Annotated in this window: 14 protein-coding genes; 6 read left to right on the top strand and 8 right to left on the bottom strand. The window is 72.5% G+C overall.

The features are described 5' to 3' along the window. Positions 1 to 321: 321 nt before the first annotated feature. A complete protein-coding gene (locus AB0M08_RS36430) occupies positions 322 to 1329 on the bottom strand; it encodes a LacI family DNA-binding transcriptional regulator (RefSeq protein WP_364503769.1) in 1008 nt (335 codons plus the stop codon). A 188-nt stretch (positions 1330 to 1517) separates the two neighbouring features. Between AB0M08_RS36430 and AB0M08_RS36435 the strand changes: the two genes are divergently transcribed. After that, the gene (locus AB0M08_RS36435) at positions 1518 to 2531 is read left to right on the top strand and encodes a LacI family DNA-binding transcriptional regulator (protein WP_364503772.1); all 1014 of its coding nucleotides are present in this window, start codon (positions 1518 to 1520) and stop codon (positions 2529 to 2531) included. Between the two features lie 23 nt (positions 2532 to 2554). Here the strand turns inward: AB0M08_RS36435 and AB0M08_RS36440 are convergent, their stop codons facing one another. Both AB0M08_RS36440 and AB0M08_RS36445 read right to left on the bottom strand, forming a co-directional pair. Then, a complete protein-coding gene (locus AB0M08_RS36440; protein WP_364503775.1) occupies positions 2555 to 4000 on the bottom strand; it encodes a serine/threonine-protein kinase in 1446 nt (481 codons plus the stop codon). Positions 4001 to 4112: 112 nt separating this feature from the next. Beyond that, on the bottom strand, positions 4113 to 5138 hold the full coding sequence (locus tag AB0M08_RS36445) for a hypothetical protein (protein ID WP_364503778.1): 1026 nt from the start codon (positions 5136 to 5138) through the stop codon (positions 4113 to 4115). Between the two features lie 116 nt (positions 5139 to 5254). On the opposite strand from AB0M08_RS36445, the gene AB0M08_RS36450 reads away from it, so the two are divergent. The 5 genes from AB0M08_RS36450 to AB0M08_RS36470 are packed head-to-tail and all read left to right on the top strand — an operon-like array spanning position 5255 to position 11614. After that, positions 5255 to 7075, top strand: a complete 1821-nt coding sequence (locus AB0M08_RS36450; protein WP_364503781.1) for a GGDEF domain-containing protein — start codon at positions 5255 to 5257, stop codon at positions 7073 to 7075. Next, complete coding sequence (locus AB0M08_RS36455; RefSeq protein WP_364503784.1) at positions 7072 to 9360, top strand: bifunctional diguanylate cyclase/phosphodiesterase; 2289 nt, start codon at positions 7072 to 7074, stop codon at positions 9358 to 9360. The genes AB0M08_RS36450 and AB0M08_RS36455 overlap by 4 nt, the downstream gene beginning before the upstream one ends. Before the next feature lie 47 nt (positions 9361 to 9407). Then, on the top strand, positions 9408 to 9911 hold the full coding sequence (locus AB0M08_RS36460) for a hypothetical protein (RefSeq protein WP_364503787.1): 504 nt from the start codon (positions 9408 to 9410) through the stop codon (positions 9909 to 9911). Continuing rightward, positions 9899 to 10783, top strand: coding sequence for a hypothetical protein (locus AB0M08_RS36465; RefSeq protein ID WP_364503790.1), 885 nt, complete (start codon positions 9899 to 9901; stop codon positions 10781 to 10783). The genes AB0M08_RS36460 and AB0M08_RS36465 overlap by 13 nt, the downstream gene beginning before the upstream one ends. 54 nt (positions 10784 to 10837) lie before the next feature. After that, on the top strand, positions 10838 to 11614 hold the full coding sequence (locus tag AB0M08_RS36470; RefSeq protein ID WP_364503793.1) for a hypothetical protein: 777 nt from the start codon (positions 10838 to 10840) through the stop codon (positions 11612 to 11614). Positions 11615 to 11618: 4 nt separating this feature from the next. On the opposite strand, the gene AB0M08_RS36475 is transcribed toward AB0M08_RS36470, so the two are convergent. The 5 genes from AB0M08_RS36475 to AB0M08_RS36495 are packed head-to-tail and all read right to left on the bottom strand — an operon-like array spanning position 11619 to position 16194. Continuing rightward, entirely contained in the window at positions 11619 to 12761 is a 1143-nt protein-coding gene (locus AB0M08_RS36475) for an ABC transporter substrate-binding protein (protein WP_364503796.1), read from the bottom strand. A gap of 46 nt (positions 12762 to 12807) precedes the next feature. Continuing rightward, positions 12808 to 13572, bottom strand: coding sequence for an ABC transporter permease subunit (locus AB0M08_RS36480; protein WP_364503799.1), 765 nt, complete (start codon positions 13570 to 13572; stop codon positions 12808 to 12810). Positions 13573 to 13577: 5 nt separating this feature from the next. Then, positions 13578 to 14363 (bottom strand): ABC transporter ATP-binding protein, encoded by a 786-nt coding sequence (locus tag AB0M08_RS36485; RefSeq protein WP_364503802.1) that lies wholly within the window; start codon positions 14361 to 14363, stop codon positions 13578 to 13580. After that, positions 14360 to 15202 (bottom strand): ABC transporter permease subunit, encoded by an 843-nt coding sequence (locus AB0M08_RS36490; protein ID WP_364503805.1) that lies wholly within the window; start codon positions 15200 to 15202, stop codon positions 14360 to 14362. The genes AB0M08_RS36485 and AB0M08_RS36490 overlap by 4 nt, the downstream gene beginning before the upstream one ends. Continuing rightward, a complete protein-coding gene (locus AB0M08_RS36495; protein WP_364503807.1) occupies positions 15199 to 16194 on the bottom strand; it encodes a TIGR03842 family LLM class F420-dependent oxidoreductase in 996 nt (331 codons plus the stop codon). Before AB0M08_RS36495 ends, AB0M08_RS36490 begins: the two co-directional genes overlap by 4 nt. Between the last annotated feature and the right edge of the window lie 11 nt (positions 16195 to 16205).

Below are 16205 nucleotides of genomic sequence, written 5' to 3' on the forward strand. Positions count from 1 at the left end.
GGGTGAGGCGGTGGCGCCGAGGAAGCCGGCGGCGAGGGAGCCGACGGGGGTGGGTGCGGCGTGCGGCTGGGAAGCAGTCCTCGATCCCGGAACACCAGCCCGTTCGCCGTCTCCGGCCCGCGGTGCACGGCCTGGCCGGGCGCGCCGGTCGCGGTTTTGGCTGGTGCTCAGGGGTGTGTCGAGCGGAGCGAGCCACCCCTGAGCACCAGCCAGGACGGTGGGGCGCGGCAGGGGGCCGGGAGGTGATCGGGTCGCGCGGCCCGGCGGTGGCCGCCTTTTGAGCGCGGCGGGTGGGCCGGCGAGCGTACCGGAGAAGTGGGGTCAGGAAGGCGGGGTGCAGCTGGAGCGCCAGACGACGGTGGCCGGGGCGCGTTCGGAGAGGGGGCCCGGGTCGTCGTCGAGGGCGAGGGCCATGGCGCGGTCGCCCATGTCGACGAGGGGGAGACGGACCGTGGTCAGGGCCGGCGTGACGTCGCGGGCGATCGGCATGTCGTCGAAACCGGTCACCGAGATCTGATCGGGAGCCGGGATGCCGCGGTCGCGGAGGGTCGCCAGGGCACCGACGGCCATCGAGTCGTTGAGGGCCATGATGGCGGTGAGGTCGGGGACCGTGTCGAGCAGTTCGGCGGTGGCCAGCGCGCCGCCGTCGCGGGTGAAGTCGGCGTGCACGACGTGGTCGAGCCGGACGCCCAGCTCGGTGGCGGCACGCCGGATGCCGGTCAGCCGGTCGGTCGTGGTGGTGAGCAGGCGGGGGCCGGCTATCACGCCGACCCGGCGGTGTCCCTGGTGGAAGACCCGGCAGCCCAGGTCGTACGCGCCCTGCTCGTTCGCCGGGAGGACCGCGCTGCCGACCAGCTCGTGCCGGCCGATCACCGCGACCCGGCCACCGGCCTGCTGGTACGCGCCGAGCTCGGCGTTGAGACGGGCGGTGAACGCGTCGTCGTGGTAGCCGGAGCCGGCCAGGATCAGCGCGTGCACCTGCTGGGCGCGGAGCAGGGCGACGTACGCCAGCTCGCGCTCCGGTTCCCGGTAGCTGTTGCAGATCACCAGCAGCCGGTCCTGCGCGCCCGCCTGGCGCTGGAGACCGCGGGTGATCTCGGCGAAGTAGGGGTCCGAGACGTCGTGCACGATCACGCCGACCGCGGACTTGCGGGGGCGGGCGACGTTCTGCGCGTGCGCGTTCGGCACGTAGTGGAGCTGGGCGACGGCGGCCAGGACGCGCTCTCGGAGCTCCGGTGCGACCTTCTTGGCGCTGTCGTTGATGACGCGCGACACGGTGGCGGGGGAGACCCCGGCCAGCCGGGCGACATCTGCCAAGGTGACCGCCATCCGCACAGCATAGAGATAGGTTCGGCGGCCCCGGCAGGCGGATCTGATCTACCGGACCGGGCGGTGTCCGCGGTCAGTCGGATGAGAGCGCTCCCGGGGTCGTGGATCCGGCTATTACAATCGGCGCTCCCGGCGGTGTGGCGGTTGTACCTTGTCTCCAGCCGGTTACGCGGAAAGGACGGCTGGCGATGAGGGATCAGCACAGCAACCGCTCTGCGGGGCGGCCCACGCTGGAGGAGGTCGCGGCCAGAGCCGGTGTCGGCCGCGGCACGGTCTCCCGGGTGGTCAACGGGTCGGCGCAGGTGAGCCCCCGGGCCCGCGAGGCGGTGCAGACCGCGATCGACGAGCTGGGGTACGTGCCGAACCGGGCCGCGCGGGCGCTGGTGACACAGCGTACCGACTCGATCGCGCTGGTCGTCTTCGAGTCCGGGGAGCGGTTCTTCGCCGAGCCGTTCTTCGGGCGGATCGTGCAGTCGGTCTCCTCCGTGCTGGTCGCGCGGAACCTGCAGATGGTCCTGATGATCGCGCAGGCGCCCGAGGAGCGGCGGCAGCTGGAGGGCTACCTGACCCGGCAGCACGTGGACGGCGCGCTGCTGCTCTCGGTGCACGGCGACGACCCGCTGCCGGCGGTGCTGGAGGAGCGCGGGGTGCCGACCGTGCGTGCCGGGCGGCCCGCCCACCCGGGGCCGATCAGCTTCGTGGACGCGGACAACCGGGGTGGTGCCCGGGCCGCGGTCTCGTACCTCGTGGAGCAGGGGCGGCGGTACATCGCGACGATCACCGGGCCGATGGACACCGCGCCGGGCCTGGGGCGGTACCAGGGTTACCGGGACGTGGTCGGCGACGGGCCGGCGGCCTCGGGCGACTTCGGCGAGATCAGCGGCGCGATGGCGATGGAGTGGCTGCTCACCAACCATCCGCAGCTGGACGCGGTCTTCGCGGCGTCGGACATGATGGCCGCGGGGGCGCTGCAGGTGCTGCGGCGGTCCGGGCGGCGGGTGCCGGAGGACGTCGCGGTGATCGGGTTCGACGACTCGGTGGTGGCGCGGCACACCCAGCCGCCGCTGACCAGCGTGTACCAGCCGGTCGAGCAGATGGGGCAGGAGATGGTCCGCCTCCTGCTGGCCAAACTGGACGGTGAGGAACCGGTGGAGCGGGAGACCGTCCTGCCGACCCGGCTGATTCTGCGCGGGTCGGCGTAGGACGTCTCCGCCGCGGCCGGCGCTCAGGCGCCGGCTGCCTGGCTCAGATCGGTCAGGCGGGCCTGGAGCAGGTCGGCGGTGCCCTCGGCGATGCCGCCCTCGTCCACGCGCTGACGGACCTTCTGCTGGAGCAGGGCGACCTGGCCGGTGATGTCGGCGGTGTCCTCGGTCAGGGCCAGCTGGCGGAGGATGTTCTGGAAGTCCAGCGCCACGTCCGACCGGATGTCGCCGCTCGCCGCGCCCTGGTCGACCGCGGTCCGGACCCGGCGCAGCGCCGCGTCCACGGTCAGCACCGTCCTGGTCTGGGCGGTCAGCTCCGCGGTCGGTGTGGCGGTCACGGTCACCGTCGCGGTCGGCGACGGGCTCGGCGAGGACGTGGTCGCCTCGGTGGTCGGGTCGACCGGATCCCGGTCCACCGTGGTCAGCGGGTTCGCGGTGGGTATCGTCGCCACCGGGGTGCGCAGCGCGGACTCGTCCGGCTGGGAGACCAGGTTCACCGCGGCCAGGAACGCGATCGCGACCGTGCCCAGCCCGATGCCGACCAGGAACGGGCGTACCTTGCTCACCCGGCGGGGCTGGCCCAGCGTCGGCACCCGGGACGTGCCGGTGGGGCGGGCGCCCGGCAGCGGCACGGTCGGCGCGCCGGCCTCCTCGCCGGGGGTGAGCTCGGCGAGCACCTTCCACACCTCGGCGGCGACCGGGCGGCGGGCCGGGTCGTCGGCGAGGCAGCGGGCGATCAGCTGCCGCAGGGCCACCGGCACCCCGGCGGGCAGCGGCGTCGGGCCGATCACCCGGGCGGCGGCCAGCTCCTCCCAGGTGTTCACGTCGTACGGCGGGACGCCCGCGACCATCTCGAAGAGCAGCACGCCGAGGCCGTACAGGTCGGTGGCGGGTTCGGCGGGCATGCCGTCGAGGCGTTCGGGGGCCGCGTACGCCGGCGTGCCGAAGGTGGCACCGGTGTCGTCCTCGTCCGGCTCGCCCGCGGCCGCGCTGATGCCGAAGTCGAGCAGCTTCACGCCGCCCTTGCAGAGCATCACGTTGCCGGGCTTGATATCGCGGTGCACCACCCCGGCGGCGTGGGCCGCCGCGAGGGCACCGGCCACCGCCGCGCCGACGGCCGCCGCCGCGGGCCAGGGGAGCGGGCCGTCGCAGAGCCGGGCCGCCACCGTCTCGCCGTCGAGCAGCTCCATCACCACGAACGGCGCGACCGAGCCGTCCGTCCGGACCGCCTCGCGGTAGTCGTGCACGGCCGCGATGCCGGGGTGCGAGAGCTTGGCCGCGAGCCGCGCCTCCCGCCAGGCCAGGTGGGCGGCCTGGGTGTCGCCGGCCGGGAGCTTGACCGCGACCGGGCGGTCCAGCAGCTCGTCGGTGGCCTGCCAGACCTGCGCCATGCCACCGGTCTCCAGGAGCGAGACGAGGCGGTACCGCGAGGTCAGGAGGACACCCGGGGCCGGCCAGACTTCGTGCATGACCGGAACATTCGCCCAGTCGGCCCCGCGTGTCAACCGGGAGGCTCGACGGGTCGTGAAGGAACTCACGGTGAGTAACACGGCCGCCGGGTCCCACCGGATCAACCTCTGATCAGTCGATGGTCCTGGGCAGTGTCTCGGCGGCCTTCCTGAGCGCGGCGGCGGCGACGGCGTAGCCGTTGTCGGTGTAATCGAGGGAGAGCGTGCCCGGGACGGTGAAGTACGCGGCGGCCAGTGCCGCCGGGTCGGTGGCGATCTCGCCGCGGGCCGGTGCGTCGTCGCCGTCGTCCCAGCCCCACGGCGCGTTCGCCGAGTTCGTGGTGCAGCCCCAGGTGCCGGTGCCGCAGCCGCCGGTGGTGTCCCCGGCGAAGGTGCCGAGCGCGGCGTAGAGCGTGCTGTTCGCCCGCTCCGCCCAGAGTCCGCCCGGGGCGAACAGGTCGATCAGCCGGTACCGCACGTCCCGGTCGTTCGCGCTCTCCGGTGCCTCGGCCGTGGTCGACGGGTAGTAGACGACGCCGTCGCCGTCGATGGTGTACTGCGGGTACGCCTTCAGCCCGTGCCCCTTGGCCTCCTGCGCGGTCACCGGGTGCGCGAAGTCGTCGTGCGGCGAGGACATGGTCTGCAGCGTCCCGTCCACGGTCTCGCCGCCCGCGCTCCAGCTGCTCCCGGCCGGCAGGTACGAGTAGAAGTCGCTGTGCGCCACGGTCACCGCGGCCCGGAGGGCGCCGTACGCCGAACCGTCCTTCTCGACGATCTCCAGCAGGCCCTCGCCGTCGTTCTCGTGCTCGGTCTCGAAGAACGGGTGGTCCACCCAGTCACGCGGGTGGAAGAAGAAGTACACGAGGTAGTAGTGGGTGGCCGTCTCGACCACCGAGTAGTACGCGTACGCCGTGGTGTCCTGCCCGGCGTCGTCCCAGTTGTTCCGGCCGTTCAGGTCCCCGTCGAAGTCGACCCTGGTGATCATGTCGGCGGCGCCGGCCAGGGCGTGCGAGCCGGTCACGTCGACGTCCTGGTAGTGGATCGGCGCCCAGCGCAGCGCCAGGTCGGCCCGGCTCACCGCGGCGTGCGCGGGCGTGCCCCCGGCGAGGGCGGAACCGGTCAGAAGCAGGCACCCGGCGATCCGTGCGATGAGATTCATGAGTGCGAATGTATGGGCGGGCGGTGCCCGGGTGGAAGAAGCGCGAGTTGCGGAACCTTAAAGAGGCCACGGCGGCGGTCGAACAACCGGTGTACAGCGAATCGGGGGTTCACGTCATGCCTGCACTGGTTAAGGACCGGGTGCTGCTCCCGCTCACGCTGATCAGTCTCGGTCTGGTCGTCACGTACGGCCTGGGCCTGGGCACCGCCCGCGCGCAGCTGGTGCTCTGCTGGCTGGTCGTGTTCCTCGCCGACCTGGCCGTCTTCGCGCTCTCGCACCGCGTCTACCGGGGGCTCGCCGCGGACGCCGCCGGGCGCCGGTTCTGGTGGGCGATGTCCGCGGCCGGCCTGATCTTCGCGACCGGCGACGGGACGCAGCTCGTCAGCGTGCTCCGCGACCCGGGTGCCGACGTGCGGGTGTTGCAGCCGGTGCAGATGGTCGCCGGGGTGCTGGGCGCGGCGCTCGTCCTCGGTGCCGCGGCGTTCCACCCGAACGGGCCCTGGGCGCGCGGGGAGCGGATCCGGTTCCTGCTGGACGCGGCGATCGTGCTCAGTGCGGCGGGCGTGGTGACCTGGTGTCTGATGACCCGGCCGCACCACGGTGCGGTGGGGGTCTCCGCGTACTTCACCGCGATCGTCGGCTGCGGGGTGCTGCTCTGCGCGGTCTTCGTCGCCGTGAAGCTCGGGTCGAGCGAGAACAGCCCGATCGTCCAGGCCGCCGCCGCGCCGGTGATCCTCTCCTCGGCGCTGCAGGCGCTCGGCAACGCGCTGCTGCCCAGCGGCAGCGTCCGGGGCACGGTGCTCCCGATCCTGCTGATCCTGCTCCCCTGCCTGCTGATGGTGGCGGCGCCGCGGATCCACCTGCTGCTGGCGGGCGGTCGCCGGGAACCCGCCCGCTGGTACTCGGCCGGGCCGGTCTGCCGGGCCCTGCCGTACGCCGGAACCGTGATCTCCGCCGCCGCCCTGGTGATCGTGCTGGCCACCGAGGGCCTCGGGCTCTCCGCCTGGGGCGCCCTGATCGGCCTGCTCCTCAACGTCGCCCTGGTGGTGGCCCGTCAGCTGGTGGTGCTCGCCGAGAACGGGGTGCTGCTCGACCGCCTGGACGAGAGCCTGGGCCGGGTGGACGCGCTGCTGCGGCACTCCTCGGACATCACCTACATCGTCGCGCCGATCGGGGTGATCACCTACATCAACCCGGCGGTGGAGCGGATCCTCGGCCGGACCGTCGAGGACTACCTGGGCCGGCGGCTGCTCGAGCTGATCCACCCGGAGGACGCCGAGCGGCTCGTCCCGATGCTGGGGGACCTCTGGGTGGAGGCGGGCGCGTGCCTGAAGTTCGAGGCGCGGGTGCGGCACGCGGACGGTTCGTGGCGCTGGCAGTCGGCGGTGGCGGTCAACCGTACGGACGAGCCGGGCATCGGCGGTGTGGTCGTCAATGCGCGGGACGTCACCGAGTCCCGGGAGCTCCGTGAGCGGCTGCGGTACCAGGCCGGGCACGACGAGCTGACCGGTCTGGCCAACCGGCGACTCTTCACCGACCGGATCGTCACGACCACCGGCGAGGTCGCGGTTCTCCTCGTCGACCTCAATGGATTCAAGCAGATCAATGACACGTACGGCCACGCGACGGGTGACGCGGTGCTGCGTCACGTCGCCGACCGGCTGCGCGCCCGGACCGGCCCGGACGATCTGGCCGCCCGTCTCGGCGGCGACGAGTTCGCGGTGCTGGCCGGGGCGGGTCTGGACGGCGCGCACCGGATTGCCGGAGAATTGCGAGCCGACCTGGCCCGGCCGGCGGAGATCGGCGGGCGGACGCTCACGGTGGGCGCCAGCGTGGGGGTCGCGGCCGGTCCGGCGGACGACCCGGACAACCTGATGCACGTCGCGGACCTCCGGATGTACGCCGACAAGCAACGTTCCCGGGAGTGGGTGTCATGAGACGACCGTGGCGCCACGCGGCGTTCACCGGCCTGATCTCCCTGCTCGGCGTCGTCTGGTACGCGTGCTGGCTGGTCACCGGCGCCGGCCCGGCCGCGGTCGGCTACCTCTTCATGCCGCTCGGCCTGCTCGGCGCGGTCGCGGCCCTGCACGCGCTGCTCCGCGACGCGCCGCTCGACCCGGTCGGCCGCCGCTTCTGGCGGACGCTCGAGGTGGCCGGCGCGCTGATGGCCGCCGGCTACGCGGTCCTGGCCGGCGCGGCGTTCCGCACCGACCCGGTGCTCCCGCCGATGCCGGTCTCCGCCGCCGCCCTGGCCGGCGTGGGCCTGCTGCTCGCCATGGTCGCCGTGGCGATGGTCCCGCTCGGCGTCTCCACCTGGTACGAACGCGGCAAACAGTGGCTGGACCGGTCGATCGCGTTCCTCGGCTGCGCCACGCTGCTCTGGCACTTCGGCCTGGTCCCCATGATCACCTCGCCGGAGCCGTGGAGCACCTCGGTGCTCGCCGTCGTGCTGCTCGCCTTCGTCTTCGCGGCCGGTGCGATCACCAAGGTCACGTACATCGCGGGTGGCCCGGTGGACCGGATCTCGGTCCGGCTGGTCGCGATGACCGGCCTGACCGCCGCCGGGGTGGCCTGGCTCGCCGTCGCGCACAGCGCCGACGGCGCGGTCCCGGCTCAGGCGGTCTTCATGCCGCTGGCACCGCTGCTGCTCGCGCTCGCCGTGCTGCGCCAGCGGTACGCGTCCGCCACCCCGCCGCGCCGCACCGGCGTCTGGCTGCCCTACCTCGCGGTGATCGCGGTCGACGTCCCCCTGGCCCAGGTGCTCTTCGGGCACAACGACCTGAGCGACGGTCTCGCCGAGGGCCGGATCGTGGTGAGCGCCGCGGCCCTGGTGATGACGCTGGTCTCGGTCCGCCAGCTGGTGATCAACCGGGACAACGCCCGGCTGCTGCGCGAGCGGGAGGCCTCCGAGGCCCGGCTGCTCCACGAGGCCGGGCACGACACGCTCACCGGCCTGGCCAACCGGCGGCTCTTCCGGGAGCGGCTGGACGCGGCCCTGGCGACCGGCGACACCACGGTCCTCCTGGTCGACCTGGACGACTTCAACGCGATCAACGACTCGCTCGGCCACGACGTCGGTGACGAACTGCTGACCGCGTTCGCCCGGACGCTGCGCGCGGCGGCCGGTGACGCCGGCCAGCCCGCCCGGCTGGCCGGCGATGAGTTCGCGGTGCTGATCACCGCGCCCGGGCGGGACGAGGAGGTGGCCGCGCGGATCATGACCGCGATCGCCGCCCCGATCGGCGCCCACCGGCTGCTGGTGCACGCCAGCGCGGGCATCGCCGCGGCGGCGGCCGGCACCCCGGCGAGCCAGCTGCTGCGCCGTGCCGACGCCGCGATGTACACCGCGAAGCAGCGCGGCAAGGCCAACTGGGTCCGGTACGCCGAGGGGATGGAGCGGCCCGCCCAGGCCGACGCGCTGCTCGGCGGCGACCTGCGCCGGGCCCTGGACGCGGGCGAGTTCCGGGTCTTCTACCAGCCCCTGGTCGACCTCGCCGACCGGCGGGTGATCGGTGTCGAGGCGCTGGTCCGCTGGGAGCACCCGGAGCGGGGGCTGATCTCCCCGGCCGAGTTCATCCCGGCCGCCGAGCGGACCGGGCTGATCGTGCCGCTGGGCCGGTTCGTGCTGCGCGAGACCACCCGGCAGGCCGCCGCCTGGCTCGCCGAGTTCGGCCCCGAGGTGCTGCAGAAGGCCGGCCCCAACGTCTCGGTCCGCCAGCTGCACGACCCGGACTTCGTCGCCGACGTGCGGGCCGCGCTCGCCGACTCCGGACTGCCCGCCGAGCACCTGGTGCTGGAGCTGACCGAGTCCGCGGTGCTGCGCGGCACCCAGGTGCTTCGGGTGCTGCACGAGATCCACGACATGGGCGTCCGCCTCGCGCTGGACGACTTCGGCACCGGCGAGTCCTCGCTGAGCCTGCTGCACACCTTCCCGGCCGCCATCGTCAAGCTGGACAAGTCCTTCGTGGACGGCATCGAGCTGGACGAGCCGAACACCCCGGCGGCCGAGGCCCGGCAGGCGGTGGCCCGCGCGGTGGTCCAGCTGGCCGGGGCGTTCGGCCTGGACACGGTGGCCGAGGGGATCGAGAGCGGGGAGCAGGCCGAGCGGCTGGCCCGGCTCGGCTACACGGTCGGCCAGGGCTACCACTTCGGCCGTCCGGTGCCGCCGGAGGACATCACCGCCCTGCTCGCCGCGCAGCGCCGCCTCGGCCTGGCCGCGTGAGGATCAGATCAAAGGCCTACTTCAGATCAGGGCTTAAGGTACGAGTGATGGACACCGTGGACGACGGCTCGGCGACCGCGGCGTCGCTCGCCGAGTGGCTGGAGTATCTGACCTTCACCGAGCTCAGCGAGGCCGGCGCCGCGGCGCGGATCGTCGAGTCGGTCGCCGACTGGGCGGTGGCCCGCCGCTGGCGGGTCTACCGCCGCGCGCCCAGCGTCTTCCCGTTGCCGCCCCCGCTGCGCGGCAACTCGGTGCTCGACGTGGCCTGCGCCCGCCCCGGCGCCGTCCCGATCGCGATCGAGGTGGACCGGACGGACCGGCAGCGCACGGTCGACAAGCTGCTCGCCGAGGCGGCGGCCGGCCGGCTGGCGATCTGGGTGCGCTGGGGTGCCGGCCCGTTCCCGCCCCCGCCGCTGCCGGTGCACATGGTGGTCCGCGAGGCCGCCCGCCGGGGCGGGAAGTGGCATACGGTGTCCGAACTGGCCGCGCCGGAGCACTCCGCGGCCACACCCGTCGTCACCGAGGCCGAGGAGCTGCCGTGGGAACCCTGACCGAGAGCCCGTCCCGCCTGGCCTGGCGCGCCACCGAGCCGCTGCACGCGATGATCTACCTGGTCCCGGAGGCCGCCGAGGCGCATGTCCGGGCCGGGATCAGCCCGGTCAAGGGCTACTTCGCCTCCCGTGGCGCGGTCTTCGGCGCGGTCGGCCCGAGCCTGGTGACCGCCACCTTCTACAACTTCAACCCGGCGCTGGTGGCGCAGGCGCTGCCCGCGGCGTGGGAGACGGTGACCCCGGAGCGGATGCTCGCCGACCGGCTGACCACGGTGACCGCCGCGCTGACCCGGGGCCTGGGCGCCGCGACCCTGGCCGGCCCGGAGGTCGCCGAGGCGGCCGAGCTGGCCCGGACGGCGGCGCTGCACGCGACCACCATCCCGCAGGGCCGGCCGCTCTTCGCCGCGTACGCCGAGCTGGCCTGGCCGGAGGAGCCGCACCTGGTGCTCTTCCACGCCCAGACGCTGCTGCGCGAGTTCCGCGGCGACGGGCACGTCGCGGCGCTGGTCGAGGCCGGGGTCGGCGGCCTGGAGGCGATCGTGCTGCACGCCGCGGCGGCCGGCGACGAGGGCACCTACCGGTTCCTGCGGTACACCCGGGGCTGGAGCGGCGAGGCGTGGGACGCGGCCACCGAGGGGCTGCGCGAGCGCGGGCTGATCGACGGCGACCGGCTCAGCGAGGAGGGCGCCCGGTTCAAGGCCGAGCTGGAGGCGACCACCGACCGGCTGGCCGAGCCGGCGTACGCGACGCTGGGGGAGAAGGGCTGTCTCCGGCTCGCCGAGCTGACTCGTCCACTCAGCCGGACCCTGATCAAGAACGGTCTGTTGGACGTGTCCGGCCTTACCAAAAAGCCTCGTGAACAAGGCCACTGAGAGTAGCCCCTCGGTCGCTTGCCGTTGCAAATCCGGTGCGGCACGCTTGGTCATGTGACAGTTGACCAGCCCCGGCACCCCGCATCGTGGTGGGCGCAGTTCCCGGAGAAGTCCGAGCGCTTCGACCTCGCGTACCTCACCGAGGAGTTGGGCGACCTCCTCACCGCGAAGATCGCGTCGCCGCTGCTGCGGCGGGAGGCGGAGATCGCCCTGGAGGTAGTGGTCCGGAGCCTGAACAAACCGGCCAGCGAGGAGCTGGCGGTGCGGGCGGGCCGGTCGGTCGAGCGGCTCGAGGAGACGGTCGCCCGGCTGGTCGAGCGTTCCGGCGGCGACTTCTCGGCCGGCGAGGCGCAGGCGCTGCTGGACCTGATGAACGGGCGGATCGGCGAGGCCGCGTACGGTGCCGAGGCGTACGTCAAGACGCAGACCATCCTGCGGGTCTTCGTCGGGGCGCTGCGGATGGAGCGGTTCGACACCACGATCGCGGTGAAGATGCTCGCCGCCGGTCAGGACCCGGCCGCGGCGCTCGCCTCCGGCTCGATCGTGGGGCGGTACAACTGGTGGCCGAACTGGCTGCTGAAGATCGTCACCGAGCGGGCGATGAGCGGCACCCTGGACGAGGGGACCATCGCGGCGCTGGACCGCTGCGCGTACGCGGAGCTGAGCCCGGCGCAGTCGAACATCGCCCGCCGCCTGCTGAACGGCGAGGACGGCCTGATCGCCCAGCACGCGGTCCGGCTGGAGCACCTCGGCGAGCGGGACGCGGCGGAGAAGCTGCGCCAGGGCGACCTGACCACGGTCGCCCTGGCGGTCCGCCTCATGCCGATCTAGAACCTCACGCGCCGCCCTCTTCGAGGGTGACCGTGGCGGGCTGGAAGCTGCTGCCGGTGACGTCGACGCCGGCGGTCTTGGCCTGCTCCAGGGCCTGGTTGATGTAGTCGTTGGTGTAGGCCAGGCCCTCGGGGGCCTTGGTCAGCACCGTCTCGCCGGTCTGGTTCTTGGTGGTCTGCGAGATCTCCACGGTCTGCTTCCAGGCCGCGTCGTCCACCACGCCGATGCCGCCGGTGGACGGCCAGACCAGCTTGTTGACCTCGTTCATCTGCCAGAGCTGGTGGCTCTTGCCGAGCTTCGAGCCCTTGGCGACGACCAGGTCGACGCACTTCTGCGCGTTGTCCCGGCAGTACGCCCAGCCCTTGATCGTGGCGGTCAGGAACCTCACCGTCTGCTGCTGGTACGCCGGGTCGTTCAGCTTCTCGGTGTTCGCCCAGACCGCGTCCTGCAGCATCGACGACCCCTCGGTCTTCCAGTCGATGATCGAGAAGTCGTCCGGGGTGTAGAGCTTGCCGGTCTTCGGGTTCTTCGCCTCCAGGAGCTGGGCGTACTCGTTGTAGCTCATCGCCTGGGCGGCGTCGATCTCCCGCTTGAGCAGCGCCTGCATGTCGAACTGCTGCTGGACCAGGGTGACGTCCTTGCCCGGGTCGAGACCGGCCTTGGTCATCCCGGCGAAGAGCTCGAACTCGTTGCCGTAGCCCCAGTTGCCGACCTTCTTGCCCTTGAGGTCGGCGGCCTTCGTGATGCCGCTGTCCTTCCAGGCCACCTGGTACGTGCCGGAGCGCGCGAAGATCTGCCCGACGTCGGTGATCCCGGCGCCCTGTTCGCGGGAGGCGAGCGCCTTGGGCACCCAGGCGACCGCGTAGTCGGCCTTGCCGGTGGCGAGCACGGTCTGCGGGACGATGTCGGTGCCGCCCTCCAGCAGCGTCACGTCCAGGCCCTGCTCTTTGTAGAAGCCCTGGTCGACGGCGGCGATGTAGCCGGCGAACTGGGCCTGGAAGAACCACTGCAGCTGCAGCTTGATCGGGGTGAGGCCGCCGCTCGTGGTCGGCGTGGCCGAGCCGGTGCCGTCGGCGGTGCCGCAGGCGGCGGTGAGGAGAAGGGCGGAAGTGGTGACGATAGAGGCAAATATCCGGGTACGTCGCATCGTGTCCTCCTGGCTGGTGAAGGGGGGTGGGAAACAGAGGAGCGAGCTAAGCGATGAGCCGGTTGCGCCACGGCATCGCGAGGCGTTCCAGCAGGAGCGTGACCAGATAGAAGGTGAGGCCGAGGAGGCAGGCGCCGGTCACGAAGGCCCAGGCTCTCGGGTACGCCGTGAAGGCCGCCGCCGAGGTGATCCGGGCGCCCAGCCCGTCCTGCAGCCCGCCGAAGTACTCGGCCACCACCGCGGCGATCACCGCGAGCGAGGAGGCCTGCCGCAGCCCGGTGAAGAGGTGGGCGAGCGCGCCGGGGAGCCGTACCTTGACCGCGAACGTCCAGCCGCCGGCAGCGTAGGTGTGCATCAGCTCCCGGTGCACCGGGTTCACCTCGCGCAGCCCGCGCAGCGTGTTCAGGAAGACCGGGAAGAAGACCACGATCGCGGTGACCAGCCGGCGCGGCAGGCTGCTGGTCGACTCGAACATGTTGTTCAGGATCGGCGCGAGCGCGATGATCGGCAGCGTGTTGACCAGCGCGGCGAACGGGGCGGAGATCGCGTCCAGGGCCCGGAACCGGCTGGCCGCGAGCGCCGCGACGACCGCGAGCAGGCTGCCGCCGATCAGGCCGAGGAGCGCGTTCGTCCCGCTGGCCAGGGCCGCCGACCAGATGTAGCCGCGCTGCTCGACGATCTGCTGCCAGATCGCCGAGGGGGCCGGGAGGATGAACGGGGCGATCCGTCCCAGCCGGACGGTGAGCTCCCAGGCGACGAGCGCGAGGACGCCGAAGACGATGGGGGGCAGGGCGCGTCCGAGCGTACGCAAGGGAATCAGGCCTCCGCCGTGATCGGCGCGGGCGTGCCGCGAAGAGCTTGACGCACCTCGGTGATCTTCTCGAAGAAGGCCGGCGACTGCCGGCCGGCGTCGTCCCGGGACGGGAGCGTGACCGCGACGTCGGCGGTGATCCGGCCGGGCCGCGCCGACATCACCACCACCCGGTCGGAGAGGAAGACCGCCTCGGAGATGGAGTGGGTCACGAAGATGACGCTGGTCTTCGTGGCCGTGCAGATGCCGAGCAGCTCGGACTGCAGGCGCTCCCGGGTCATCTCGTCGAGCGCGCCGAACGGCTCGTCCATCAGCAGCAGCGGCGGCTGGACGGCGAGGGCGCGGGCGATCGCGACGCGCTGCTGCATGCCACCGGAGAGCTGGCCGGGGTAGTGACCGGCGAAGTCGGCGAGCCCGACCAGCTGGAGCATCTGCTCGGCGCGGGCCTTGCGCTCGGAGCGGGAGACGCCGCGCAGCTCGAGGGGGAGCTCCACGTTGCGCCGGACGGTCCGCCACTCGAAGAGCCCGGCCTGCTGGAACGCGATGCCGTACGCCTGATCCTTGCGCGCGTTCCCGGCGTCCTTGCCGGCCACCGTGACGGTGCCGGTGGTCGGCGCGATCAGGTCGGCGACCAGGCGCAACAGCGTGCTCTTGCCGCAGCCGGAGGGCCCGATCAGCGAGACGAACTCGCCGTCGCCCACGGTCAGATCGACGTTGTCGAGGGCGAGCACCTCGTCGGGCCTGCCCTGGTTGAAGACTTTGGTGACCTTGTCGACGACCACCGAGCTCATAGGGTGACGACCTCCACGTGCTTGCGGTGCCGCATCAACGGCAACTCCAGAAGGGCGACCAGGCCGGCGACGACCAGGCCGAGCAGGGCGGCACCGAGCATCGCTGTGTAGACCTTGGCGGGATCCGAGGTGGCCTCCCGGGAGTACTCGATGATCAGGCGGCCGATGCCGCCCCGGGTGCCGGTGGAGATCTCGCCGACCACCGCGCCGACCACCGCCGCCGCGCCGCCCAAGCGCAGCGCCGGGAAGAGGTAGGGCAGCGCCGCCGGGAAACGGAGCTTCACCAGCGTGCGCCACCACCCCGCGGCATAGCTGCGCATCAGCTCCACACCGCCGGCGGACGGCGACTGGAGCCCGCGCAGCATCCCCACCGCGACCGGGAAGAACGCCAGGTAGGAGGCGATCACGGCGACCGACATCCAGGGCGCCATGATGCTGCCTCCCCAGCCGGCCACCAGCGGCGCGAGCGCCACCAGCGGCACGGTCTGGGAGAGGATGACGTACGGCAGGAGACCGCGCTCGACGATCCGGAACCGCTGCATGAGAACGGCCAGCAGCAGCCCGACCAGGGTGCCGGCGGCGAACCCGGCGGCGGTGATGCCGAGCGTGAACAGGCACGCGTGCAGCACCACCTGCCACACCGGGTCGCCCCCGGTCAGCTCGGGCTTCGCCAGCCGCTCGGCGATGGTCCACAGGTGCGGCATGGAGAGGTCGTCGGCGCGCGGGAGCACCCGTACACCGAAGAGGACCGTCCCCTCAGGGTTCCCGGCCGCCTTGTAGCCCTCCCAGGCCGCGGCGGCCAGGATCAACCCGGTCGGGATCGCGAGCGCGCGCCTCATGTGAACGCCGGAATGATCTTCTCGCCGTACGCGGCGAGCGTCTCGTCCTTGCCGTCGTGCTGGAGGTAGACGCCGAACTGGTCGACGCCCAGCTCCTGGAGCTCCCGCAGCCGCGTGACGTGGTTCTCCACCGGGCCCAGCACGCAGAACCGGTCGACGATCTCGTCCGGCACGAACGTGGTGTGCGAGTTGCCCGCCCGGCCGTGCTCGGCGTAGTCGTAGCTCTGCCGGGCCTTGATGTAGTCGGTCAGCGCCTGCGGGACCGCGCCGGACTCGCCGTACCGGGCCACGATGTCGGCCACGTGGTTGCCGACCATGCCGCCGAACCAGCGGGTCTGGTCGCGCTGATGATCCAGGTCGTCACCGACGTAGGCGGGCGCGGCCACGCAGAACTTGATCGCGTCCGGGTCCCTTCCGGCCTTGGACGCGGCCGCCCTGACTGCCTTGATCATCCACTCGGCGATGTCCGGGTCGGCGAGCTGCAGGATGTACCCGTCGCCCACCTCGCCGGTCAGGGCCAGGGCCTTGGGACCGTACGCCGCGACCCAGACCTCGAGGGTGCTCTCCGATGCCCAGGCGAGCTGGAGCTCCTGACCGCGAACGGTCACCTTCTCGCCGTTGCCGAGGCCCTTGATCGCCAGGACGCTCTCGCGGAGCTGGCCGAGGGTCTGCGGGGTGAGCCCGAGGACCCGCAGCGCCGAGTCGCCCCGGCCGATGCCGCAGACCGTCCGGTTGCCGTACATCTCGTTGAGGGTGGCGAAGGTCGAGGCGGTGACCGTCCAGTCCCGGGTGCCCGGGTTGGTCACCATCGGCCCGACCACGATCCGCTCGGTCGCGCCGAGGATCGCCGAGTAGACCACGTACGGCTCCTGCCAGAGCACGTGCGAGTCGAACGTCCAGAAGTGACTGAAGCCGGCCGCCTCGGCCTTCTTCGCCCACTCGACCAGGGCCAGGGCGGGCGGGTCGTTCTGCATCACGACACCGATGTCCATGTACGCCCTCC

The sequence above is a fragment of the Actinoplanes sp. NPDC051851 genome (assembly GCF_040681165.1).
Lineage (GTDB): Bacteria > Actinomycetota > Actinomycetes > Mycobacteriales > Micromonosporaceae > Actinoplanes.

Excerpts from the sequence above, each read along its gene's own strand:
- AB0M08_RS36455 (WP_364503784.1), top strand. The coding sequence starts at position 7,072 with ATGAGACGACCGTGGCGCCACGCGGCGTTCACCGGCCTGATCTCCCTG.
- AB0M08_RS36440 (WP_364503775.1), bottom strand. The coding sequence starts at position 4,000 with ATGCACGAAGTCTGGCCGGCCCCGGGTGTCCTCCTGACCTCGCGGTAC.
- AB0M08_RS36475 (WP_364503796.1), bottom strand. The coding sequence starts at position 12,761 with ATGCGACGTACCCGGATATTTGCCTCTATCGTCACCACTTCCGCCCTT.
- AB0M08_RS36450 (WP_364503781.1), top strand. The coding sequence starts at position 5,255 with ATGCCTGCACTGGTTAAGGACCGGGTGCTGCTCCCGCTCACGCTGATC.
- AB0M08_RS36445 (WP_364503778.1), bottom strand. The coding sequence starts at position 5,138 with ATGAATCTCATCGCACGGATCGCCGGGTGCCTGCTTCTGACCGGTTCC.
- AB0M08_RS36460 (WP_364503787.1), top strand. The coding sequence starts at position 9,408 with ATGGACACCGTGGACGACGGCTCGGCGACCGCGGCGTCGCTCGCCGAG.
- AB0M08_RS36435 (WP_364503772.1), top strand. The coding sequence starts at position 1,518 with ATGAGGGATCAGCACAGCAACCGCTCTGCGGGGCGGCCCACGCTGGAG.
- AB0M08_RS36495 (WP_364503807.1), bottom strand. The coding sequence starts at position 16,194 with ATGGACATCGGTGTCGTGATGCAGAACGACCCGCCCGCCCTGGCCCTG.
- AB0M08_RS36430 (WP_364503769.1), bottom strand. The coding sequence starts at position 1,329 with ATGGCGGTCACCTTGGCAGATGTCGCCCGGCTGGCCGGGGTCTCCCCC.
- AB0M08_RS36485 (WP_364503802.1), bottom strand. The coding sequence starts at position 14,363 with ATGAGCTCGGTGGTCGTCGACAAGGTCACCAAAGTCTTCAACCAGGGC.
- AB0M08_RS36490 (WP_364503805.1), bottom strand. The coding sequence starts at position 15,202 with ATGAGGCGCGCGCTCGCGATCCCGACCGGGTTGATCCTGGCCGCCGCG.